Here is a 21,294-nt window from a genome sequence, read left to right on the forward strand (position 1 = left end):
TCCAGTGAGCATATGTAATCCGTTTGGGGTAGATTTTATCTCAAAAACGTTAATAGTTTTGACTTTTTTAGCGTAAAACACTCGTTTCATACTTCTGGACAAAATCTAATCAGGAATGCAGCAGGTCTTCTGTGCCCGTTTGCGGTTGCCAGCCGGTCAGGTGTAATCCCATCCAGTCGTCAGGCAATAAAGGCAGCTCAGCGGCCCGCACCAGTACTTCTTTGCCCTCCTGCCTGAGACGTTCGAGCAGGAAAGGGAAGGTGAAAAGGGTGTAATTTGCGCGGAAAAAGGCTTCACTAAAGACCACCCCGCTTAAAGGCACACTCTCAACTTTGCTCCAGTGACTGCCTGGTGGTGCAAAGTCGTACAACCAGAAGCTTAGTCGATTGTTCACGCTCTGCAACCAATCTGAATGGGTATTCAACTGGTCGTAATTTATGGCAAATCTGATGTTTGTCAGGTTTATTTCCTGCTGGGCTGCTAACCACTCGGGGAGCCTGACCAGATCGGTTGTGGCGAGTGGAAATATCAGCAACTGATTGGCCGCATCTGAAGTGTTATGCCGTAAGATGATATTTTCTAAGGGGAGATATTCCTTATTGGTCTGCTGTGAAGGGGAGTAACAGGACGCGAACAGCGTGCCATCGGGTCTAAAAACGTGCTCAAGCGCACAATCGGGATATAATATGTTTTCCATTTATCTCTTAGAATAAATTATTTTTATCTTAAATATCATTAAGTTCCTGCTGCTGGCTTAATGACGAAAGCCGTTAAATATAGATCGATTTTTTCAGTGAAAACATCTTTTTTTCTTCTCTGTAAGCGCTATTTACATGGCCGGCATCCGGTTATTCATAATATGTTTTCATCAGGACAAATAGGCTGTTAATTATTCCATCTCAATATTAAATAGGGCCGCTGTGCGTCTGCCGGGATAAAGCACCGCACGGCAGGTTGTTGCCTGTACAGGGAAAATCCCGCACTCTACTCGGACAAAAAAGGGGCGTTTTTGCCGCCAGATAACAGGCCAATTTAGGCTGGAATTTAGCATTATTAAGGGATGGGATATGAATGTAGAAACAACAGCAGCGGACAGCTCGCTGCTGCGACAACGCGCGTTTGTGGCCTTTTGGCTGGCGCGCACCTGTTCGTCATTTGGTTTTCAGATGTTTTCAGTGGCGGTGAGCTGGCAGATCTACTCACTGACCAACAGCGCGCTGGCGCTGGGTATGATTGGCCTGATGCAATTTTTACCTTCCGTGTTGCTGGCGCTGCCTGCCGGTCATCTTGCCGATCAGTTCGATCGCCGTCGTATTGTCATTTGTGCCCAGCTGATTGAGTGGGGCGCGTTACTGGCGCTGGTGTTACTGACGCTGTTCAGTTGGGCGGATAAAACCGCCCTGTGGGGGTTAGTGTTTGTGCTGGCGGTCGCCAAGGCGTTAGAAGGCCCAGCGATGACCTCCATGCTGCCATCACTGGTGCCTCCCGCGATTCTGGCGCGCGCTACTGCCGCCAATGCGGTTGGCGGTCAGGCGGCAGTGATCGTCGGCCCGACGTTAGGTGGATTCCTGTATGTGGCCGGGCCGGATGTGGTGTACAGCGTCTCGGCGGTATTTTACCTGCTGTCACTGGTGTTGATTGGCCGCATTCGTTACACCCGCCCACAGCAACCTCGCTTACCCGCTTCTCTCTCTACCTTATTCGCCGGGATTCACTTTATCCGCGCCCGCAAAGATGTGTTAGGGGTGATCTCGCTCGACCTGTTTGCGGTGCTGCTGGGAGGTGCCACGGCGCTGTTGCCGATCTTCGCCAAAGATATTCTGCACACCGGCCCGTGGGGGTTGGGTATGTTGCGTGGTGCGCCGTCGATTGGTGCTCTGCTGGTGGGATTGTGGCTGAGTCGCAACAAGCTGGAAAAAAATGTCGGGATGATTATGTTTGGGTCGGTGGCGGGCTTCGGTGTCGCGACGCTGATTTTTGCCCTCTCCTCACAGCTCTGGCTCTCCCTGCTGGCACTGGCGGCGTTGGGGGGGGTCGATATGGTCAGTATGGTGATTCGCGGCTCGCTGGTGCAGCTGGATACGCCAGATGATATGCGCGGCCGGGTTAACGCCGTCAACGCCATTTTTATCAATACGTCCAATCAGCTCGGTGAATTCGAATCTGGCGTGCTGGCGGCATTCATGGGCGCAGTACCGGCGGCGGTGTTGGGCGGAGTGGGAACATTGGTGGTGGTGGGCGTCTGGATGGTGCTGTTCCCGCATCTGCGGCGGCGGCAGAAACTGGAGAATGAAGCGGCACAGGAGTAGTCTGTGCCGGTTCTTAGTTGCTGGAAATCGATTGTGCAGACACGTTATCTCCTGGGTATTGATGGTGGCGGCACGCGCTGCCGGGTACGTTTAACTGACCGCGCCGGTCAGCGACTAGCCGAATGTGAAGGCGGGCCTGCTAACGTCTGGTCACAATATGAAACCGCTGTCCAGACCATGGAAACACTGATGGCACGCGCGCTGCAAAGCGCCGGATTGCCGCCAGCAGCGTTGCAGGACACCGCCGTTGTGGCGGGACTGGCGGGGGCCAATGTGACCTCAGTCCAGGCACGGTTAGATAACTGGCAGCCGGACTGCGCTGCGTTGGCGGTGGTCAGTGATGTGGAAATTGCCTGCGTGGGTGCGCACGGCGGCCAGCCAGGCGCGGTATTTATTTGCGGCACCGGCAGTCAGGGCGCGGCATGGGATGGCGAGCACTTTACCTCGTTGGGGGGGTGGGGATTCGCGCTTTCCGATCAGGGATCGGGCTCAGAGCTTGGTCATCGTGCTTTGCGGTTGGCGTTACAGGCGCATGAGGCGATTGTGCCACCTTCGGCACTCACTCAGCACATCATGTTGCAGTTTGAAAACAGCCCGGAAAAGATGCTGGAGTGGACGCGTCAGGCACAACCCGCGGATTGGGCGAGGGTGGTGCCGGAAGTCTTCGCTGCGGCCAGTAGCGGTGATACCAACGCGGTGACGTTGGTTAAACAGACGGCCAGTGATATCGGCATCCTTGCTGAACAGCTGTTTTTACGGGGTGCCAGCCAACTGGCGATGATGGGAGGACTGGCTCAACCGATTCGCCCGTGGTTGTCATCTGACTTACAGGCGCGGCTTACCGAACCGGTGGCTGATGCCCTCAGCGGAGCGCTGATGCTCGCTGCCCGGCTGGCGTAACGTTCGTTTAAAACGGCTCTCATTAACAGAGAGCCGTTTTTGCACGGTTACAGCGCAGCGGTGATCGCCTCACCCAGGGTTTGAGTATTCGCATTCCCGCCTAAATCACGCGTCAGATGCTGGCCTTCACTCAGCACGCGTTCAATCGCATCAACAATCGCATCACTGGCAGCCGGATAGCCCAGGTGCTCCAGCATCATCGCGCCACACCAAATCTGACCGATTGGGTTCGCGATGCCACGGCCAGCGATATCTGGCGCAGAGCCGTGCACCGGCTCAAACAGGCTTGGGAAGGTGCCTTCCGGATTGATATTGGCCGATGGCGCAATGCCAATGGTGCCGGTACAGGCTGGACCCAGATCGGACAGGATGTCACCAAACAGGTTGCTGGCGACCACCACATCAAACCAGTCTGGATGCAGCACGAAGTTCGCTGTCAGGATATCAATATGATATTTATCGACTTTCACCTCAGGATACTGGGGTGACATCGCCTCGACGCGGCTATCCCAGTACGGCATGGTAATAGCAATGCCGTTGGATTTGGTCGCAGAAGTCAGGTGTTTCTTTGGCCGTTTCTGTGCCAGTTCATAGGCAAATTTCAGGATACGGTCGACCCCGGTACGGGTCATCACGGTTTCCTGAATCACCACTTCACGGTCGGTGCCAGGGAACATGGTGCCGCCCACGCTGGAGTATTCACCTTCCGTATTCTCACGTACTACCCAGAAATCGATCTCACCGGGTTTACGGTTGGCCAATGGTGCTTTAACTCCCGGCATCAGACGTACCGGACGCAGGTTAACGTACTGATCAAATTCGCGGCGGAACTGCAGCAGAGAACCCCACAGAGAAACGTGGTCTGGCACAACTTCTGGCCAGCCAACGGCACCGAAGTAAATGGCATCAAACGCTTTCAGGCGTGGGAACCAGTCGTCAGGCAGCATTTTGCCGTGCTCCTGCCAGTATTCTGCACTGGCGAAGTCGAACCACTCCCACTCCAGTTTGATACCAAACTTCTCAGCGGCTTTTTCCAACACACGAATGCCTTCTGGCATCACTTCTTTACCAATACCGTCGCCCGGAATTACCGCGATCTTATGAATTTTGTCTGTCATGAGGGTTCTCGCTACTTGCGGTGGATGTTCTGCTGGCAGTATAACTTTGCGTCAGAAGTAAATAATCAGCCCAGGATTTAAACCAGTGTTGAATCAAAGTAGAGAATCTCGCACCTCCAGTGATGACCTGGCTTTTTTTGTCCGGCTGGCCAGCGCCAGCAGCTTAACGGCGGCGGCCCATGAGCTGGGGTTGTCACTGGCGGCGGTCAGTAAGCGTCTCAGCTTGCTGGAGCAGAAACTGGGCGTGCTGCTGATCAAGCGCACCACCCGGCGGTTGGAACTGAGTGCTGAAGGGAAACGCTATCTTGCGGGCGCTCGCCCACTACTTGATCAACTGGCGGAGCTGGAAGAGGCGGTGAGTGGCGAGACTGCGCATCTGCGCGGCAGTTTAAACATCAATGCCTCGTTTGGTTTTGGACGTCGGCATGTGGCCCCGTGCGTCTCAGCATTTGCGGCGCTGCATCCACAGTTGTCGCTTTCACTCCAGCTCAGCAGCCAGCCGCTGAGCTTCCTTGATGCGCATATCGATATTGATATTCGCGTGGGAGAGCCACCTGACTCGCGGCTGGTAGCCCGCAAGCTGCGCACCAATCCACGTATTCTCTGTTGCTCACCGGGCTATGCGGCCCGCGAAGGGTTGCCGGGTTCGATTACCGAACTGGCACGACATAACTGTATTCTGCTCCGCCAGCACGACAGTGATTTTGCCTTGTGGCGTTTTACCCGTGGTGACGAGCAGGCCAGTCAGAAGGTGCGCGGTTCGCTGATTACCAACGACGGTGAAGTTGCTATGCGAATGGCGCTGGACGGACATGGGATTTTGCTGCGTTCCTGGTGGGATGCGCAGCACAGCGTTGAGAGTGGGGAGCTGCTACACGTATTGCCGGAATGGCACGCGCCAGACGGTGATATTTTTGCCGTCTGGCCAGGGCAGCGCCAGCAGCCCGCACGCATCGCCGCATTTGTGGATTTTCTCCAGCAGCATCTGGCGCAGGGGTAGGATAAAACGGCCACAACAGAGGATTTAATGGAATCCGGCTCTGGAAAGAATAGACTGCGGATTGCCTGCAAATAAAAAAACCGCAAAATGTTCCTCGTTGCGCAACGAGGAACGATTGGTTATGATTAAATCATGGAAGCACGAAGGGTTGAAAACCTTTTTTCTGACCGGTTCTACCCGCGGCATTATGCCGCACCATTCGGAAAGACTACGTCTTCGCCTGCGGGTCATTGACATTGCCACTTCGATTGAAGAGATGAATGTGGTGGGTTTTCGGCTTCATCCACTGAAAGGCGATCGTAAAGGGATTTGGTCAATGACCGTGAGTGGCAATTGGCGGCTCACTTTTGCTTTTGCGGATGGCGAAGTACATCTGTTGAACTACGAGGATTACCACTGATGAATATGCACAATCCCCCGCACGTCGGTGAGATTATTGCCGGTATTCTGGAGGAGTCGAACCTGGGCGTTCGGGATCTGGCGCGCGCGCTGCAGATGTCTCCTTCAACCGTATCGCGTTTACTCACCGGGCAGGCGGCTTTGACCCCCGAAATGGCCGTGAAGCTGGCCAAAGTACTCGGCAGCACGGCGGAAATGTGGATGCGGCTGCAAACGTCTTACAGCCTGAGCGTGGCGCAGCGCACGGTGGATGTCTCACAGCTCACCCGCCTGATCGACAGTGACGGGCGGCTGGCGCTTTCGTAAAAAAAGCCGATCGCAAGGATCGGCTGAGATCGCGCTCGTGGGATCTTAAATACCTTCGACCAGCAGCACGCGATAGTTCGCGCCTTTCAGGCGATGGGCTTTGGCTTCCTGATAGGCTGGGCTGTCATACCAGGCGTGGGCAGCGGCTTTGTCCGGGAACTGGATGACCACCACACCTTCGGCGTCGGCACCTTCCAGCACTTCTAACTCACCGTAAAACGCCAGGGGGGTGATTGGGTGAGTGCCACGGGCTTTATCGGCCAGGCTCGCGTAGGTATCTAACTCATTCTGGTCCGTGGTGTTGTCACGAATAAAAATAACGTATGCGCTCATTCAAAATCTCCGGTTATCGTGCCTGACGCTTATCTTCGGTATTGGTGTCAAAATCACTCGCGTCGTGACGCTCATGCAGCTGGTCCTGGGGTTCGCCAACCAGGCGATTCACTTTGCGGCCACGCTGTACTGCTGGGCGTTCAGCGATGGCTTTCGCCCAGCGCTGCACGTTTTTATAAGAGGACACATCCAGGAATTCGGCACCGTTGTACTGGTTGTACAGCACCAGACTGCCGTACCACGGCCAGGTGGCGATATCGGCGATGGTGTACTCTTCGCCAGCCAGGTAAGTGTGGTTTGCCAACTGGCGATCCAGCACGTCTAACTGACGTTTGGCTTCCAGCGTGAAGCGGTTTACGGCGTACTCAATCTTCTCTGGGGCGTAGAAATAGAAGTGACCAAAACCACCGCCCAGATAAGGCGCAGAACCTTGCAGCCAGAACAACCAGTTTAACGCTTCGGTACGGGTTGCCAGATCTTGCGGCAGGAAGTGACCAAATTTCTCTGCCAGATAGAGCAGAATATTGCCGGACTCAAACACCCGCTGTGGTGGTGTGACGGAGTGGTCACGCAGTGCTGGGATCTTAGAGTTCGGGTTTACTTCAACAAAGCCGCTGGAGAACTGGTCGCCATCACCAATGCGGATCAGCCAGGCATCGTACTCCGCCTCTTTAATCCCCAACGCCAGCAGCTCTTCCAGCAGAATCGTGACTTTCTGGCCGTTAGGTGTGCCTAAAGAGTAGAGCTGCAGCGGATGTTTACCCACTGGCAGCGTTTTTTCATGGGTGGCACCTGCGGTCGGGCGATTGGTCTTCGCGCCGTTACCTTTAGCTTCCGGATCCCAGGTCCAGACTTTCGCGGGCTGATACTGATTTTCCGACATAGGGGTTCGCCTTGTGTTTGCGGTTAATTGGGGTTGAGTCTAGCAGGGGGCAACGTTATGCATTTAACCGCGCTGGCTGAAACCTGCAAAGTCGTATTCCGCATAGGATTTCCGCACAAAACGCATAACGTCGCGGTGATCCCAGCGGCAGAAAATTGAGTGATTCCCCTCAAAATAGGGGTGTTACCCACCCATAATAAGCCGCTATTTTGACAGCCAAAGTCACTCACATACCGTGCAGACAATGGAGAAAAAAATGGCGTCAGTACAACGTTTTGCTTTGCTGGGTAGCGGTTTTATTGGCCAGGTGCATGCGGCAAACCTCGCAGCACACCCTGGAATCAGCTTCGACCTGGTGTGTGACCTTGATCCGACCCGCGCGGAGCAGGTGGCACAACAGTGCGGTGCGCAGGCGGGCAGCGTCGAACAGGCGCTACGCAGTGATGCCATTGATGCGGTTCTGATTGCCACCGCGACCCCAACCCATGCCGATCTGCTGGAGCAGGCCGTACGTGCCGGAAAAGCGGTGTATTGTGAAAAACCTATCGATTTGTCACTGGAACGTGCGCGCGATGTGGTTAGTCGCATTTCTCCGCTGTCGGTGCCTGTCACGGTGGGCTTTAATCGCCGCTTTGATCACAGCCATCAGCAGTTAAAAGCGCGTTTTAAAGCGGGGGTGATTGGTCAGGCTGAGCTGATTCAAATGGTGTGCCGCGCCTCAGAGCTGCCACCGCTCAGCTATTTGCAATCTTCTGGCGGGCAGATGCGCGATCAGGCGATTCACTTTTTCGATCTGCTGCGCTGGCTGACTGAAGATGAAGTGGAAACCGTAGGGGCCATGGGCGCGGCGTTAGCGATGCCCGAGATCAAAGCGTTTGATGTGGACACTTCGGTGTTGATCATGCGCCTGAGGCAGGGGGCGCTGGCGCAGCTGGATAATACGCGCCGCACCGCCTACGGCTACGATGAGCGCATCAGTATTATGGGAAGTGAAGGCATGCTGGCTTCAGATAGCCAGGCCGTGCGGGGCGCAACACTCTGGCAGGGGCAAAATATTACCCAACCGGGGCTGTATGCGGACTGGTTCAGCCGGGTACGGGAAACCTACTACACCCATCTTGATGCTTTTGTACGCCATATTAATGGTGAAGAGGTGCAGGGATTACCGGGACTGATTGATGGCCTACGTGCACAGGCGATTGCCGAAGCCGCACAGCTCTCTTTGACGCGTGGTGAGTTCGTTCACGTCGAGCAGATTTAACCACAACGCCGCACGGCTTCAGGTCCGTGCGGCGTTGGCAGACATTATTGTCCCAACAGCTCGCGTTCAATCAGCTCGCGGGTTTCCACTGCCTGCACCGGCATTTTCTCCGGATAGCCAAACAGCGCCGCGGCAATAATCGGCTCGCCGCCCACCTTGAAGCTACGATTGGCGAAATTCATCTCACGCAGCGTCTTAAACAGCGTGGGGAAGTCCACTTCCCCTTCACCCACCCCCACATGCTGGTGGATAGTGGCATCGACGCCCGGTGGGTTGACGATGTAACGGCAGTGCTTGGTGTGGTTCATGGTATCGGCGATCAACATATGCGACAGGTCATCACCGGCATACTCCAGCATGGTTTTCACATCACCTTTGCCTTTGTCGTAGTAGAAGGTGTGTGGTGCACTGTAGATGTACTTCACGTTCTCACTGCGGAACGACTTCACCATATCGGCGGTTTCGTTACTCTCTTCGCAGAAGTCCCACGGGTGAGCCTGAATTTCCACGCGGATGCCTTCACGTTCGAAGATGGGCAGCAGCTCCTCCATCGAACGATAGAACATCTCTTCGCAGATCTCCGGCTCGTTCGGATTGCCTGACAACTCGGTGTTAATGACCTGAACACCCATCTCAACGGCGATTTCAATCATGCGCTTCCAGTTCTTCACCGCCGCCTGACGACGAGCTTCTTCCGGGCCTGACCAGCGATAAACCGTGATAAAGGAAGAGATTTCTACCCCAGTGGCGTTCAGCGCATTTTTATACTCGCGGATAATTTCGCGGCTGGCTTTCGGGTGTTTATAAAACGGGTTGATCTGTGGATGTGGCGATTGCTCGATGTATTTATAGCCCCATTCAGCCACCTGGTGCACCATGCGGGTAATACCCAGATGGCGAATTACATCCACATCAAAAGCGATTTTCATTCTTTTCTCCTGCGCGTTAAGACTGGCGCTCTTCATTAAAGACCACGCCTATCTGCCTTCTGACCTCATCCATCGCCTTAAGCGTGCTGATGGAGGTGGCAAGCGAGCGAACCGGTGAGTCAGTCAGGTTTTGACCAATACACCAGGCGGTGTGCTCAATTTCATGTGAGAGCTGGTGATAGCGATTGTTCGGTTCCTGCCAGAGCAGGGTGTGGCGGTTATCACTGGAGGTGAGGCGGAAATTACCTGGCGCATAGAATTGGCCATCCAGCACCAGTGTGGCGTCACGTCCGGCAATCACCGCTCCACCGGGTGTATTGCTGAACAAGGTGGTATTGAGTACTGAATGCATGCCTTGTGCATGGGTCAGCAGCATGGAAATTTGGCCATTTACCTGCTTCTCACGTGGGAGATGGCTGACATAGTGCGCTGCAGATTGCCCACGGGCCACGATGCTGTCCGGGGCTCCGCCCACCAATACGCTGAAGCCAATCAGGTAGCTCCCTAAATCCAGCATCGGACCGCCGGCTAAATCAGCATTGAAAATGCGGTGTTCGGGAGAGAAATATTCACCATGATCGGCAATAAGGGTATGAATATCGCCCAATACGCCATCTTCCAGCAGTTGGCGAATCACATCATATTTAGGCGCAAAATCGCACCACATCGCCTCTACGCACAGCCGGTTCTGCTGGCGCGCCACCTGTTGCAGTTCAGCGGCCTGCACGGCATTCAGCGCGAGGGGCTTTTCGATCAACACATGTTTGCCAGCCTGTAGCGTGTGCAGACCATCCGGATAGTGATGGTTGTGCGGGGTGGCGATATACACCACATCTATATCATCGCGGCTCAGTAAGGCATCAATGCCTTCACAGGCGTGTGGGATGTCCCATTTGGTGGCAAATTCCTGCGCCTTGGCCTGACTGCGTGAAGAGACCGCAACCAGCTGTTGTTGCGTGTGGTGGCGCAGTGCATTGGCAAAATGATCGGCAATCCAGCCTGGTCCGACAATGCCCCAGCGTAATACAGGAATGTCACTGGCTACGGGACGGCGGGGTACAGGTAAGGTCGAAGGGAACATATCATCTCCATTTGTTATTTATACGTAAGGTATTGGTTAACAATATAGGTAGGATTGCTTTTGCCGCTCTAGTGCTTTGCTGATGTGAAGCCATCAGGCCGTGCGCTGAATTTGCTGGCAAATTAATATCAAACATTCATTCCAAATAACATTATAATGAAATGTATAATTCTATTTTTGCGAAGGTGATCAAATTTATGAGAGAAAAGCTATCAAAAATAGACAGTAATCTTGATCGTCAGGGGATTTTTTTGCCACTTAAGAGGTATAGTCTCGATGTTTTCTGATGTTTTTTTATCATTCCAGGACGACGTACTATGAGCAAAATTACCATGACCGCCATTGCAGAAGCCGCGGGCGTTGGCGTGGCAACAGTGGACCGGGTACTCAATCGCCGCGCGCCAGTGCGAGCCGAAACTGAACACAAAGTACTGAGTGCTGCCAGCCGCCTGGGTTATCGCATGGGGCAGTCCCAGCTACTGACGCAGGGAAAACCGCCACAGCAGAATCCGCTGTCGATGGGGTTTATCCTCTTGCCGCCTACCTATTCTTTTTACGCCACCCTGAGTGAAGCGCTGGCCCGAGAGACGCAAGAGTTTCACCCTGTTGGCGTGGAACCTCAGTTTCGTTACCACGACCTTAATGATGTCGAGGGTGTTGCCGCTTCGCTCCATGCGCTGGCCGCAGCGGTGGATGCGATTGCGCTGGTCGCACTGGATCACCCGCTGATCCGTCATGCCATTGAAGCCATATCGCGCTCCGGGGTGAAGGTGTATGCGCTGTTCTCCGACTTCTCTCCCTGCGGCCATGCAGGCTATTTCGGCATTGATAACCAGAAAGGAGGACGCACTGCGGGCTGGTTTGCCCATCATCTGGCGCTACCGCCAGGGCCGTTTGCGGTGCTGGTTGGCGATCACCGTTTTACCTGCCAGGAGAGTAGTGAAATCAGCTTCCGCTCCTATCTGCGTGAGCATGACGCTTCTCGCCAGGTGCTGGAGCCGTTAAAAACCCATGAGAGTATTGAGGGAGGCTATCAGGCGACGCTGCAATTGCTGCGGGATTATCCCGATCTGGCGCTGATTTTTGCGCCTTGTGGCGGCATTGAAGGGGTGATTCGTGCTTTGCGTAGCCAGCCAGAGCGCAAGGTTGCGGTGATCTCCCACGGTCCGGTGAAAGAGGGCGATTTAGCCCTGATTGATGGCACTATCAGCGTGATGTTACGCCATCGCATCGATAATTTAGCCGAGACCATTGCCAGCACACTACAGTTGCAGCACCTCAGCGACAGCCAGCACTTTATTAAAGTGGTGCTGCCTTTCGATGTGGTGACGCGTGAAAATCTCTGATTTGTCAGGTTGTTGGTCGAAAATGATATCTAACTATCATTTTTATGATATTAAAATATTATGATCTCTATCAAAAAATGAAATGTTCATTATTGTGATAGATGAAATATTTATTTGATACTGTCCGCCTCACACATCGCAAGGACAGATCATGACGAACCCTATCGCTAACGCGCCCTGCTGCCGGGGCGCACACTATCCCGCCGTGGCAAAAGTCCTGAGTGGTGCCACTCAGGCACATGCTCATCAAGAGATCGCACGCCAGCAGGCGCAATATCCGCGTCATGCTGCTATCCGCCTGCATCATTTGCAGTCCACTGGTTTTTAAGGAGACGCAGATGATTAACGGGATGAAAGCACTGAATCGTTCTCTGCGTTGGGGCATGGTTGGCGGCGGTGGCACCAGTCAGATTGGTTATATTCATCGTTCGGCGGCATTGCGCGACAGTAACTTTACCCTTCTGGCGGGGGCTTTTGACATTGATGCCGAGCGTGGCCGCGCTTTTGGTCAGTCGATTGGTGTCGCGGCCGATCGCTGCTACAGCGATTACGAGACGATGTTTGCCGCTGAAGCCCAGCGAGAAGATGGCATTGAAGTGGTCTCCATCGCCACCCCCAACAACACCCACTTTCCCATCTGTCAGGCAGCCTTGAATGCGGGGCTGCATGTGGTGTGCGAAAAGCCGCTGTGCTTCACCACCGCCGAAGCCGATGAGCTGGAACAGCTGTGCGCAGAGAAAAATAAGGTGATTGGCGTGACATATGGTTATGCCGGACATCAGCTGATTCATCAGGCCCGGGAGATGATTGCCGCCGGGCAGCTAGGCGACATTCGCATTATCAATATGCAGTTTGCCCACGGTTTTCATCACGAGGCGGTAGAGCTGGAGAATGCCAGCACCCGTTGGCGCGTGGACCCGCGTTTTGTCGGGCCAAGCTATGTGCTGGGCGATTTAGCCACGCATCCTCTGTTTATTGCCGAGACCATGGTGCCGGATTTGCAGGTAACACGTCTGCTGTGCTCACGGCAGAGCTTTGTCCAGAGCCGGGCTCCGTTGGAGGACAATGCGTTTGTGTTGATGGAGTACAACAACGGCGCGGTTGGCACGATGTGGGCTTCAGCGGTGAACTGCGGTTCGATGCATGGACAGAAGGTGCGTGTGATTGGTTCGAAGGCCAGCCTGGAGTGGTGGGATGAGCAACCCAATCAGCTGCGCTATGAAGTGCAGGGCGAACCGGTGCGGATTCTTGAGCGAGGCATGGGGTATTTGGCCGCGAGCGCGCTGGCGGATGACCGCATCGGTGGCGGACACCCTGAGGGGTTGTTTGAGGCGTGGTCGAATTTGTATCGACGTTTCGCCCAGGCAATGGATGCCACCGACAGACGTGATAGCGCATTTCTACAGGACTTTTGGTATCCCGGCGTGCATGCCGGACTGGCAGGTGTGCGGTGGGTGGAGAAGTGTGTAGCCTCCGCTGATGCTGGCGCAGTGTGGGTCGATTGCTAAACCAGATCTTGTACTGATTGATGCATATCGCCGCATTTTTCCGCTTTTAAATCTGTTTTCCTCAAGCCTGGTGACGTGACTCATCGCGCCAGGCTGAAGGGAAACCGCCATGCCTTGCGCGGTGCTCTCCTCTGACCTGAAAATTTCTCAACGCCCCTCATGTTGTATTCATGTTAAAACGTGAAGAGTTTCTTTTTTTGAGGACGCAATGTTGAACAAGGAAGCGCAAATTTCATCTTCTCACCCGAATAAAGTCATATGGCTGGCGCTGTTAGTGGCGGTCACGTTTTTTATGGAAAATCTTGATGCTACGGTGATTACCACCGCCATTCCCACAATGGCGCAGGTGTTTAGTGTTGGCCCGGTTGCACTGAATATCGGCATCAGTGCCTATTTGCTGGCGGTGGCGATTGGCATTCCGCTCAGTGGCTGGCTGGCCGAACGTTTTGGCGCTCGCCGGGTGTTTGCCGGGGCCATCGTGCTGTTTACCTTCGCCTCATGGTTGTGCGGTGCCAGTGAGACGTTGCCACTGTTTATTGCGGCTCGTGTGCTGCAAGGGATAGGGGGCGCGCTGATGGTGCCGGTAGGGCGCATGGTAGTGATGCGCGTGGCCGAAAAGCGCCAGATTGTGCAGATGATTGCTTTTATTACCTGGCCGGGTTTGATTGCGCCGGTTTTAGGGCCGCCGCTGGGTGGCTTGCTGGTGAGCTACGGCCACTGGCCCTGGATTTTCTGGCTGAATATCCCGCTGGGTATTTTGGCGTTGCTGGCGACGCTGTGGCTGGTGCCTAAACGTATTTCCGATGTACATCGCCCGTTTGATGGCTGGGGCTTCGTGTTAACCGCAGCGGCCTGTGCCAGTTTGATTATGGCGCTGGAGTGGCTGGGGCAGATGCATATTTCCCAGGGGCTGGTGTTGTTAGTCGCGGGGTTACTCTGCGCCTGGCTGGCGGTGCGTCATGGTCAGCGTCACCCTACGCCGCTGCTGCCGTTTTCTGTGATGAAGATCGATACTTTCCGCCGGGCGGTGGTCGGGGGTTCCTGTTTCCGCGCGTCAATTAACGCGACGCCATTTTTACTGCCGCTGTTATTCCAGCTCTGTTTTGGCTGGAGTGCCGCGCAGGCCGGGGCCATGGTGTTGTGGGTGTTTGCCGGGAATCTGGCGATGAAACCCGCCACGACCTGGCTGATGCAGCGCTGGGGTTTCCGTCGCTTGCTGATTGTGAATGGCGTGCTGAGTTTACTGGCGCTGTTGGCGTGTTTACTGCTGAGCGAGTCGCTGGGGCACTATACTATCGCCGCGATTCTGTTTATTGGTGGCCTGACACGTTCCATGCAGTTTAGCTGTTATAACAGCCTTGGCTTTGCGGATGTACCCCAGGCGAAGATGGGCGATGCCTCGATTATTTTCAGCATCCTCTTCCAGTTCAGTATGAGTGCGGGTATTGCCATTTCTGCGCTGTTATTGCGCCTGTCGATGGAGTGGCAACAGCACAGTACGCCAGAACACAGCGACATCAACATCGCCTTCGCGGGTATTGCACTGCTGGTGGTGTTTTCGCTGGTCGATGTCTTCCGCATGGAGAAACACGCGGGCGCTTCTGTACTGGCTAAGGGGTAGGTTTAAGGGAGCAGTTCACCCTCTCCCGCAGCAGCGGGAGAGGGAGTTGGCCCTCTGCGAATGACTCATTGAGCCACGCATCTTACAATCCGCGTTGGTTACACCATCGGTAAGTTTAGCTGGTGCTGCTGCGCACAGACTTTCGCGCTTTCATAGCCAGCATCAGCATGGCGCATCACGCCCGTGGCGGGATCGTTCCACAGTACCCGACCAAGACGAGCATCGGCTTCCGGCGTGCCATCACACACGATGACCACGCCAGCATGTTGTGAAAAGCCCATTCCAACCCCGCCGCCATGGTGCAAACTGACCCAGGTCGCACCGCCCGCTGTATTCAACAACGCATTCAGCAACGGCCAGTCAGACACCGCATCGGAACCATCTAACATCGCCTCCGTTTCCCGGTTAGGGGAGGCAACGGAGCCGCAATCCAGATGATCGCGGCCAATCACAATCGGCGCTTTTAGCTCGCCATTGCGCACCATCTCATTGAACGCTAGCCCGGCCAGATGGCGCTCTCCCAGACCCAGCCAGCAGATGCGGGCTGGCAAACCCTGAAACGCGATACGCTCCTGCGCCATATCCAGCCAGCGGTGTAAGCGGGCATTATCCGGGAACAGCTGTTTTAACTTCTCATCGGTTTTACGGATATCTTCGGGATCACCCGACAGCGCCACCCAACGGAATGGGCCTTTGCCTTCACAAAACAGCGGACGGATATAGGCAGGCACAAAACCAGGGAAATCAAAGGCGTTACTCACACCTTCTTCAAACGCCACCTGACGGATATTGTTGCCGTAATCCACAGTTGGAATCCCCAAATGATGAAAATCCAACATGGCTTGTACGTGGCGTGCCATAGACGCCCGCGCGGCTTTCTCCACCGCTTTCGGATTCAGCTGACGCTGCTCTTGCCACTGCTCAACCGTCCAGCCAAGCGGCAAATAGCCGTTAATGGGATCGTGTGCGGAGGTCTGATCGGTCACGATATCCGGACGCAGGCCGCCGCTGCGGGCACGATCCACTAACTGAGGCAGGATCTCAGCCGCGTTACCCAGTAGGCCGACCGAAATCGCTTTGCCCGCTGCGGTAGCCGTTTCAATCAGCGTTAGCGCCTCATCCAGCGTATGGGCTTTATGATCGAGATAACGGGTGCGCAAACGAAAATCGATGCGTGACTCCTGGCACTCAATCGCCAGCACGCAAGCCCCAGCTAACACGCCCGCCAGCGGCTGTGCGCCGCCCATGCCGCCCAGCCCGGCGGTCAGGATCCAGCGTCCACCGAGATCGCCGCCATAGTGCTGGCGACCCGCCTCGGCTAAGGTTTCATAAGTGCCTTGCACAATGCCCTGCGCGCCAATATAAATCCACGAACCTGCGGTCATCTGGCCGTACATCATCAGGCCAGCTTGATCCAACTGGTGGAAGTGGTCCCAGTTTGCCCAATGCGGCACCAGATTTGAGTTGGCGATCAGCACGCGTGGCGCATCGGCATGGGTACGAAACACCCCGACCGGTTTGCCTGACTGCACCAACAGGGTTTCGTCGGGCTGGAGTGCCTGTAAGGAACGCAGGATCTGCTCGAAGCTCTCCCAGTTGCGGGCCGCTTTGCCAATACCACCATACACCACCAGATCTTCTGGCCGCTCGGCGACATCGGGATCGAGGTTGTTCTGGATCATGCGCCAGGCCGCTTCAATCAGCCAGTTCGCGCAGTGCAGTTCGCTGCCGTGCGGTGCGCGTACTTCGCGGGCAATAGCCGTTCGCAGTGAATCAGTCATCAAACTTCTCCTTTCGGGTGGCTGGGCAACAACTGGCTCACGGCTTCCGGCCAGTCAGAGCGGCTGGCCCACAGGCGCATGGCGTCAATATCGGGAGCCAGCAGGCGATCTTTATCGAGGAAAGCGACACGGTTGCGTATCTCGCCGAACAGTGGCTCCATCAGCGGTGAACTTTGCAGCGGGCGATGAAACTCCATGCCCTGCGCGGCGGCCATCGCTTCAATACCCACTACCGCAGCGGTGTTGAAACACATCGCGCCGAGGCGGCGAGCAGCGTAGGTCGCCATTGAAACGTGGTCTTCCTGATTGGCCGACGTGGGCAGGCTATCGACACTGCCAGGGTGGGCCAGGGATTTATTTTCCGAGGCCAGCGCCGCAGCCGTCACCTGAGCGATCATAAACCCGGAATTGACGCCGCCATTCTGCACCAGGAAAGGCGGCAGGCCAGACAAGCCGCTATCCAGTAGCAGCGCCAGACGGCGTTCAGAAATGGCACCAATCTCGGCGACGGCCAGGGCGATAATATCGGCGGCAAAGGCAACCGGCTCCGCGTGGAAGTTACCGCCGGAAATCACCTCGCCGGTATCGGTAAACACCAGGGGATTATCAGAAGCCGCGTTGGCTTCGATTTGCAGGATACGCGCCGCGTAGTGCAGGTTATCGAGGCAGGCTCCCATGACCTGTGGAACACAGCGGATCGAGTACGGGTCCTGCACGCGACCGCAGTGGAGATGGGAACTGAGGATTTCACTGCCGTTGAGCAGAGTGGAAACCGCTGCCGCTACTGCGATCTGCCCTTGTTGGCCGCGAGCCTGATGAATGCGGGCATCAAAGGGTTTCACCGAACCTTTGATGGCTTCCAGCGAAAATGCGCCGGCAATCAACCCGGCAGCAAACACATTTTCAGCTTCAAACAGACCGCGCAGCGCCAGTGCTGTTGAGACCTGAGTGCCATTCAGCAGCGCCAGTCCCTCTTTGGGGGCTGGCTCAAAAGGCGCAAGGCCGACGCTGGCGAGCGCTTGCAGCGCAGGGACGAGCTGTCCTTCAACCCGAACTTGCCCCTCGCCCAGCAGCATCAGTGAAAGGTGCGCCAATGGCGCTAAATCGCCGGATGCACCGACAGATCCTTTCTCGGGGATGCAGGGCATGATACCGGCGTTATACAGCGTGATAAGCGCATCAATCAGTTCCAGGCGTATGCCGGAATGACCACGGCCCAGGCTAATGATTTTGGTCGCCATCACCAGACGCACCACGTTGTCCGGCAGTAGATCGCCCAGCCCAACGCTGTGTGACAGGATCAAATTACGTTGCAGCTCCGCCAGATGATCGGCAGGAATGGTGGTTTGTGCCAGCTTACCAAAGCCAGTGTTAATCCCGTACACCACCTCGCCAGAGTCCAGAATGGTCTCCACCGTTTGTCGTGCTGCACTCACCCGTTGGCGCGCCTCGTCATTGAGGCGCAGCTTAACGTGCCCGTGGTAGATGGCTTTCAATGTCGCCAGGTCAACTTCACCTGGTGTCAGACAGCAGTCGTGCGCTGTGGATGACATAAATACTCCTGTATAGACAAGGTGGTGATGATCATCGCGCGATCGGCAGGCGATGAAGGATCGTAGCAATCGAGGTATGCATGCAGTGAAGCATAAGTGTACGTGCTTGTCTATACAAGTGAGGTGTCAGGCAAAGATCAGCGCGTATTCTGGAAGCACAATCACACGGGCACTGGCAGATGAAAAAGCCGTTCAACCGATGCTGGCTCGTCTATACAGCTATTCGGCCAGTGGGTACACTAGCGCTTCATTCACAGAAGGAACCCTCTATGACCGGGCCGTCCGCCGTTTCTCAGTTAGCCGCCGCCATGGGCGATCAGCCTGCGCCCATTTATCTGCGTGTTAAGCAGGCGATCATCAGTCAGATTCGCCAGGGGGTGTGGAAAGCCCATCAGCGCGTACCGTCAGAGAGTGAGTTGGTGAATGAGCTGGGCGTGAGCCGCATGACCATCAACCGTGCGCTGCGTGAACTGACCAGCGAAGGCTTTTTGATGCGCATGCAGGGGGTAGGAACGTTTGTCGCCGAAAGCAAAGGCTATACCGCCATGCTGGAAGTGCATAATATCGCTGAAGAAATTCGCTCACGCGGACACAAACACAGCAGTAAAGTCCTGCGCCTGGTCGAAGTGAAAGCGGACCCCGAAGAGGCAGCGCTGTTAGGGCTCACCAGCGGGCAGAAAGCTTTTCACTCGGTGATTGTGCATTATGAGAATGATGTGCCGGTACAGCTGGAAGATCGACTGGTGAACCCACTAATGGCACCGGAGTACCTGCAACATGATTATGAGCAGGAAACGCCGTATACCTATCTGATGAACGTTGCTCCGTTGTCGGCGGGTGAACATGTGGTTGAAGCGGTGATGCCCGATCGCCAGCAGCAAAAAGCGCTGATGATTGACGATCGCGAGCCGTGTTTGCTGATCCGCCGTCAGACGTGGAGCGACGGCAAGGTGGTGACCTACGCCCGTCTGCTCTATCCGGGAACGCGCTATAAGCTTTTGGGTAAATTTCGCGGTCACGGTTGAGGAATTAAGGCGACGAAAAGCAGCATTGCCTGCTCTGAATCAGGCTCCAGCGTCACCCGCTGGCCGCGCCAGTAGATCCCCTCTGCGGGCGCTAGCTGGTCATCTCCTGCTCGCCAGCGCCCCCTGAGTACCAGACAAACCCCTTCCGTCGCTGTAGCCGCAGCGGCAGTGACGCTGACCTCTGCGCGGTATTCAGCCCGCGCCACCATAATATTAAAATCCTGGCTGGGCTCAGTGCCGACGTGGCAAAACACGCTTTGCTCACCTGCAAACGCCACGGGCTGCCACTGGCGTAAACGCCGTGGTTGCTGGTCAATCTCCAGCGTGACTTCGCTGCCGCTCAGTAACGTAATGGTGCGATCCACACCGGGAAAAGAGGAAAAAGGGCCACTCTGGCTAAGCGTGGCGATGCTGGCTCGCCAGCTAAACTCTGCCTGGGGGCTGGGAATCGCGATAATTTCACGGGTTTCGCCGCCGCCGTTTTTCCACGGTGTTACTGGCAGGCTATTGACGCTATAGCGCTTTTTCATGAGTTTAATGCCTGCATCACCGTGCGGAGTTGCTGTGCATTCTGTTCATCATTCCGGTGTTGGCCTTGATGAATGACCTGCTTACCCGCCACGAAAACATCGCGAATCTGGCGGCTATCTCCGGCGAACAGCCAGCGATTTAACCGCTGTTCATCGGAGCAGTCACTAAACCAGGCGGCGTCATCTAACAGCAGCCAGTCAGCACGATAACCCACCGCCAACTTACCCAGTGCCAGACCACAGGCCTGCGCGCCGCCCTGTGCGGCTTGCTGCCACAGTAAGTTACCCACGCCGGGTGTAGCGCTGCTCGTCAGACGGTTACGGCGACAATCACGTAGGCGCTGGGCGTACTCCAGCCAGCGTAACTCTTCCAGCGCACTCAGTGAAACGTGACTGTCGGAACCAATACCCCAGCGGCCTTGGGCGGCGAGATACGCCGTGGCGGGAAAAATACCGTCGCCAAGGTTGGCTTCCGTGGTGGGGCACAGCCCAGCGACCGCCTGGCTTCGCGCCAGACGCTCAATCTCTGGCGGTGTCATATGGGTCGCGTGAATCAGGCACCAGCGAGCATCCACGTCTACGTGGTCCAGCAGCCACTCCACCGGGCGCTGTCCGCTCCAGGCGAGGCAGTCATCCACCTCTTTTTGCTGCTCAGCGACGTGAATATGGACCGGAAGATCGGCTGCACTGGCGCTGAGCACCTGAGCGATCTGACTTTCGCTGACGGCGCGCAGTGAGTGGAAACAGAGTCCGCGATTGATTAACGGGTGGGGGGTAATAAGATGCGCCAGACGATCTTGCTGCGCCAGATACTGATCGCTGCTCTGGATAAAACGCCGCTGTGCCGGTTGCGGCGGTTGTGCGCCAAATCCGGCATAGCTGTAGAGGACCGGCAGCAGTGTCTGCCCGATCCCACTATCTACAGCGGCTGCCAGCAGCTGTTGCAGCATCTCATCTTGCGCGTAAGGAAGGCCTGAAAGATCGTGATGCAGATAGTGAAATTCCGCCACTTGCGTATAGCCACCGCGCAACAGGTCACAGTAGAGATGACGGGCAATGACGCCCACTTGCTCCGGCGTCAGGCGGCCCACCAGCCGGTACATCTGCTCACGCCAGGTCCAGAAACTGTCCTGTGGATCACCGGCAATTTCCGTTAGCCCGGCCATCGCGCGCTGGAAAGCGTGCGAATGCACATTGGTCATGGCGGGGATCATCGCCCCATTAAGCTGGGTGGCATCCCCAGGTTCGCTATCCGGGATGATCGCGGCGATCACACCCCGATCGTTAACCTCAAGCGTGACGTTGTGTTGCCATTTTTCCCCCAGCAGCGCCTGGGCAATAAAAAAGCGTAACATGGTTGATCCTTGGTGAGCGTGCTTGTATATACATATACATACTTTGACGAATTCTG

The 21,294-nt window shown here is 55.6% G+C and carries 21 protein-coding genes; 11 read left to right on the plus strand and 10 right to left on the minus strand.

All coding sequences use genetic code 11. The annotated features are described in order from the left end of the window. Positions 1-109: 109 nt before the first annotated feature. A complete protein-coding gene (locus B880_RS25640; RefSeq protein WP_017347346.1) occupies positions 110-697 on the minus strand; it encodes a hypothetical protein in 588 nt (195 codons plus the stop codon). 370 nt (positions 698-1,067) lie between these two features. On the opposite strand from B880_RS25640, the gene B880_RS0110405 reads away from it, so the two are divergent. Beyond that, a complete protein-coding gene (locus B880_RS0110405) occupies positions 1,068-2,309 on the plus strand; it encodes an MFS transporter (RefSeq protein WP_017347347.1) in 1,242 nt (413 codons plus the stop codon). A gap of 33 nt (positions 2,310-2,342) precedes the next feature. Next, entirely contained in the window at positions 2,343-3,209 is an 867-nt protein-coding gene (locus B880_RS0110410) for a BadF/BadG/BcrA/BcrD ATPase family protein (RefSeq protein ID WP_017347348.1), read from the plus strand. Between the two features lie 47 nt (positions 3,210-3,256). Here the strand turns inward: B880_RS0110410 and B880_RS0110415 are convergent, their stop codons facing one another. Beyond that, positions 3,257-4,327 carry a tartrate dehydrogenase gene (locus tag B880_RS0110415; RefSeq protein WP_017347349.1) on the minus strand — a complete coding sequence of 357 codons (1,071 nt, stop codon included), beginning with the start codon at positions 4,325-4,327 and terminating at the stop codon, positions 3,257-3,259. Positions 4,328-4,412: 85 nt separating this feature from the next. Here B880_RS0110415 and B880_RS0110420 point away from each other — a divergent pair, with 85 nt between their 5' ends. The 3 genes from B880_RS0110420 (at position 4,413) to B880_RS0110430 (ending at position 6,032) form a co-directional block, all read left to right on the plus strand. Further along, positions 4,413-5,327: a LysR family transcriptional regulator gene (locus B880_RS0110420; RefSeq protein ID WP_017347350.1), complete on the plus strand. Its 915-nt coding sequence runs from the start codon at positions 4,413-4,415 to the stop codon at positions 5,325-5,327. Between the two features lie 121 nt (positions 5,328-5,448). Next, complete coding sequence (locus tag B880_RS0110425) at positions 5,449-5,727, plus strand: type II toxin-antitoxin system RelE/ParE family toxin (protein ID WP_017347351.1); 279 nt, start codon at positions 5,449-5,451, stop codon at positions 5,725-5,727. Continuing rightward, positions 5,727-6,032, plus strand: a complete 306-nt coding sequence (locus tag B880_RS0110430) for a HigA family addiction module antitoxin (RefSeq protein WP_017347352.1) — start codon at positions 5,727-5,729, stop codon at positions 6,030-6,032. Before B880_RS0110425 ends, B880_RS0110430 begins: the two co-directional genes overlap by 1 nt. A 45-nt stretch (positions 6,033-6,077) precedes the next feature. Here the strand turns inward: B880_RS0110430 and B880_RS0110435 are convergent, their stop codons facing one another. Beyond that, the gene (locus B880_RS0110435) at positions 6,078-6,365 is read right to left on the minus strand and encodes a DUF1330 domain-containing protein (protein ID WP_017347353.1); all 288 of its coding nucleotides are present in this window, start codon (positions 6,363-6,365) and stop codon (positions 6,078-6,080) included. Positions 6,366-6,378: 13 nt separating this feature from the next. Beyond that, positions 6,379-7,248, minus strand: coding sequence for a glutathione-dependent disulfide-bond oxidoreductase (gene yghU / locus B880_RS0110440; protein WP_017347354.1), 870 nt, complete (start codon positions 7,246-7,248; stop codon positions 6,379-6,381). 256 nt (positions 7,249-7,504) lie between these two features. On the opposite strand from yghU, the gene B880_RS0110450 reads away from it, so the two are divergent. Further along, positions 7,505-8,509: a Gfo/Idh/MocA family oxidoreductase gene (locus B880_RS0110450; RefSeq protein ID WP_017347356.1), complete on the plus strand. Its 1,005-nt coding sequence runs from the start codon at positions 7,505-7,507 to the stop codon at positions 8,507-8,509. A 44-nt stretch (positions 8,510-8,553) separates the two neighbouring features. On the opposite strand, the gene B880_RS0110455 is transcribed toward B880_RS0110450, so the two are convergent. Next, entirely contained in the window at positions 8,554-9,438 is an 885-nt protein-coding gene (locus B880_RS0110455; protein WP_017347357.1) for a sugar phosphate isomerase/epimerase family protein, read from the minus strand. A 16-nt stretch (positions 9,439-9,454) separates the two neighbouring features. After that, positions 9,455-10,519 (minus strand): Gfo/Idh/MocA family protein, encoded by a 1,065-nt coding sequence (locus B880_RS0110460; protein WP_017347358.1) that lies wholly within the window; start codon positions 10,517-10,519, stop codon positions 9,455-9,457. A 317-nt stretch (positions 10,520-10,836) separates the two neighbouring features. Between B880_RS0110460 and B880_RS0110465 the strand changes: the two genes are divergently transcribed. The 4 genes from B880_RS0110465 (at position 10,837) to B880_RS0110480 (ending at position 14,994) form a co-directional block, all read left to right on the plus strand. Further along, the gene (locus B880_RS0110465; protein ID WP_017347359.1) at positions 10,837-11,865 is read left to right on the plus strand and encodes a LacI family DNA-binding transcriptional regulator; all 1,029 of its coding nucleotides are present in this window, start codon (positions 10,837-10,839) and stop codon (positions 11,863-11,865) included. Between the two features lie 151 nt (positions 11,866-12,016). After that, on the plus strand, positions 12,017-12,193 hold the full coding sequence (locus tag B880_RS26705; RefSeq protein ID WP_017347360.1) for a hypothetical protein: 177 nt from the start codon (positions 12,017-12,019) through the stop codon (positions 12,191-12,193). A 10-nt stretch (positions 12,194-12,203) separates the two neighbouring features. Next, on the plus strand, positions 12,204-13,373 hold the full coding sequence (locus tag B880_RS0110475) for a Gfo/Idh/MocA family protein (protein ID WP_017347361.1): 1,170 nt from the start codon (positions 12,204-12,206) through the stop codon (positions 13,371-13,373). Between the two features lie 208 nt (positions 13,374-13,581). Further along, positions 13,582-14,994, plus strand: coding sequence for an MFS transporter (locus B880_RS0110480; protein WP_017347362.1), 1,413 nt, complete (start codon positions 13,582-13,584; stop codon positions 14,992-14,994). 98 nt (positions 14,995-15,092) lie between these two features. On the opposite strand, the gene hutU is transcribed toward B880_RS0110480, so the two are convergent. After that, positions 15,093-16,775: a urocanate hydratase gene (gene hutU, locus B880_RS0110485; RefSeq protein ID WP_017347363.1), complete on the minus strand. Its 1,683-nt coding sequence runs from the start codon at positions 16,773-16,775 to the stop codon at positions 15,093-15,095. Beyond that, positions 16,775-18,328 carry a histidine ammonia-lyase gene (gene hutH / locus B880_RS0110490; RefSeq protein WP_017347364.1) on the minus strand — a complete coding sequence of 518 codons (1,554 nt, stop codon included), beginning with the start codon at positions 18,326-18,328 and terminating at the stop codon, positions 16,775-16,777. The genes hutU and hutH overlap by 1 nt, the downstream gene beginning before the upstream one ends. Before the next feature lie 269 nt (positions 18,329-18,597). Here hutH and hutC point away from each other — a divergent pair, with 269 nt between their 5' ends. Further along, entirely contained in the window at positions 18,598-19,353 is a 756-nt protein-coding gene (gene hutC, locus B880_RS0110495; RefSeq protein ID WP_017347365.1) for a histidine utilization repressor, read from the plus strand. Here the strand turns inward: hutC and B880_RS0110500 are convergent. Together B880_RS0110500 and B880_RS0110505 are read right to left on the minus strand one after the other, a co-directional pair. Continuing rightward, positions 19,344-19,883: a HutD/Ves family protein gene (locus B880_RS0110500; protein WP_017347366.1), complete on the minus strand. Its 540-nt coding sequence runs from the start codon at positions 19,881-19,883 to the stop codon at positions 19,344-19,346. The two genes, hutC and B880_RS0110500, sit on opposite strands and share 10 nt — an antisense overlap. Beyond that, the gene (locus tag B880_RS0110505) at positions 19,880-21,238 is read right to left on the minus strand and encodes a formimidoylglutamate deiminase (RefSeq protein WP_017347367.1); all 1,359 of its coding nucleotides are present in this window, start codon (positions 21,236-21,238) and stop codon (positions 19,880-19,882) included. Before B880_RS0110505 ends, B880_RS0110500 begins: the two co-directional genes overlap by 4 nt. Positions 21,239-21,294: the final 56 nt, after the last annotated feature.

The organism is Pantoea sp. A4 (genome assembly GCF_000295955.2).
GTDB classification, from domain to species: domain Bacteria; phylum Pseudomonadota; class Gammaproteobacteria; order Enterobacterales; family Enterobacteriaceae; genus Pantoea; species Pantoea multigeneris.

Excerpts from the sequence above, each read along its gene's own strand:
- B880_RS25640 (WP_017347346.1), bottom strand. The coding sequence starts at position 697 with ATGGAAAACATATTATATCCCGATTGTGCGCTTGAGCACGTTTTTAGA.
- B880_RS0110405 (WP_017347347.1), top strand. The coding sequence starts at position 1,068 with ATGAATGTAGAAACAACAGCAGCGGACAGCTCGCTGCTGCGACAACGC.
- B880_RS0110415 (WP_017347349.1), bottom strand. The coding sequence starts at position 4,327 with ATGACAGACAAAATTCATAAGATCGCGGTAATTCCGGGCGACGGTATT.
- B880_RS0110425 (WP_017347351.1), top strand. The coding sequence starts at position 5,449 with ATGATTAAATCATGGAAGCACGAAGGGTTGAAAACCTTTTTTCTGACC.
- B880_RS0110430 (WP_017347352.1), top strand. The coding sequence starts at position 5,727 with ATGAATATGCACAATCCCCCGCACGTCGGTGAGATTATTGCCGGTATT.
- B880_RS0110435 (WP_017347353.1), bottom strand. The coding sequence starts at position 6,365 with ATGAGCGCATACGTTATTTTTATTCGTGACAACACCACGGACCAGAAT.
- yghU (WP_017347354.1), bottom strand. The coding sequence starts at position 7,248 with ATGTCGGAAAATCAGTATCAGCCCGCGAAAGTCTGGACCTGGGATCCG.
- B880_RS0110450 (WP_017347356.1), top strand. The coding sequence starts at position 7,505 with ATGGCGTCAGTACAACGTTTTGCTTTGCTGGGTAGCGGTTTTATTGGC.
- B880_RS0110455 (WP_017347357.1), bottom strand. The coding sequence starts at position 9,438 with ATGAAAATCGCTTTTGATGTGGATGTAATTCGCCATCTGGGTATTACC.
- B880_RS0110460 (WP_017347358.1), bottom strand. The coding sequence starts at position 10,519 with ATGTTCCCTTCGACCTTACCTGTACCCCGCCGTCCCGTAGCCAGTGAC.
- B880_RS0110465 (WP_017347359.1), top strand. The coding sequence starts at position 10,837 with ATGAGCAAAATTACCATGACCGCCATTGCAGAAGCCGCGGGCGTTGGC.
- B880_RS26705 (WP_017347360.1), top strand. The coding sequence starts at position 12,017 with ATGACGAACCCTATCGCTAACGCGCCCTGCTGCCGGGGCGCACACTAT.
- B880_RS0110475 (WP_017347361.1), top strand. The coding sequence starts at position 12,204 with ATGATTAACGGGATGAAAGCACTGAATCGTTCTCTGCGTTGGGGCATG.
- B880_RS0110480 (WP_017347362.1), top strand. The coding sequence starts at position 13,582 with ATGTTGAACAAGGAAGCGCAAATTTCATCTTCTCACCCGAATAAAGTC.
- hutU (WP_017347363.1), bottom strand. The coding sequence starts at position 16,775 with ATGACTGATTCACTGCGAACGGCTATTGCCCGCGAAGTACGCGCACCG.
- hutH (WP_017347364.1), bottom strand. The coding sequence starts at position 18,328 with ATGTCATCCACAGCGCACGACTGCTGTCTGACACCAGGTGAAGTTGAC.
- hutC (WP_017347365.1), top strand. The coding sequence starts at position 18,598 with ATGACCGGGCCGTCCGCCGTTTCTCAGTTAGCCGCCGCCATGGGCGAT.
- B880_RS0110500 (WP_017347366.1), bottom strand. The coding sequence starts at position 19,883 with ATGAAAAAGCGCTATAGCGTCAATAGCCTGCCAGTAACACCGTGGAAA.
- B880_RS0110505 (WP_017347367.1), bottom strand. The coding sequence starts at position 21,238 with ATGTTACGCTTTTTTATTGCCCAGGCGCTGCTGGGGGAAAAATGGCAA.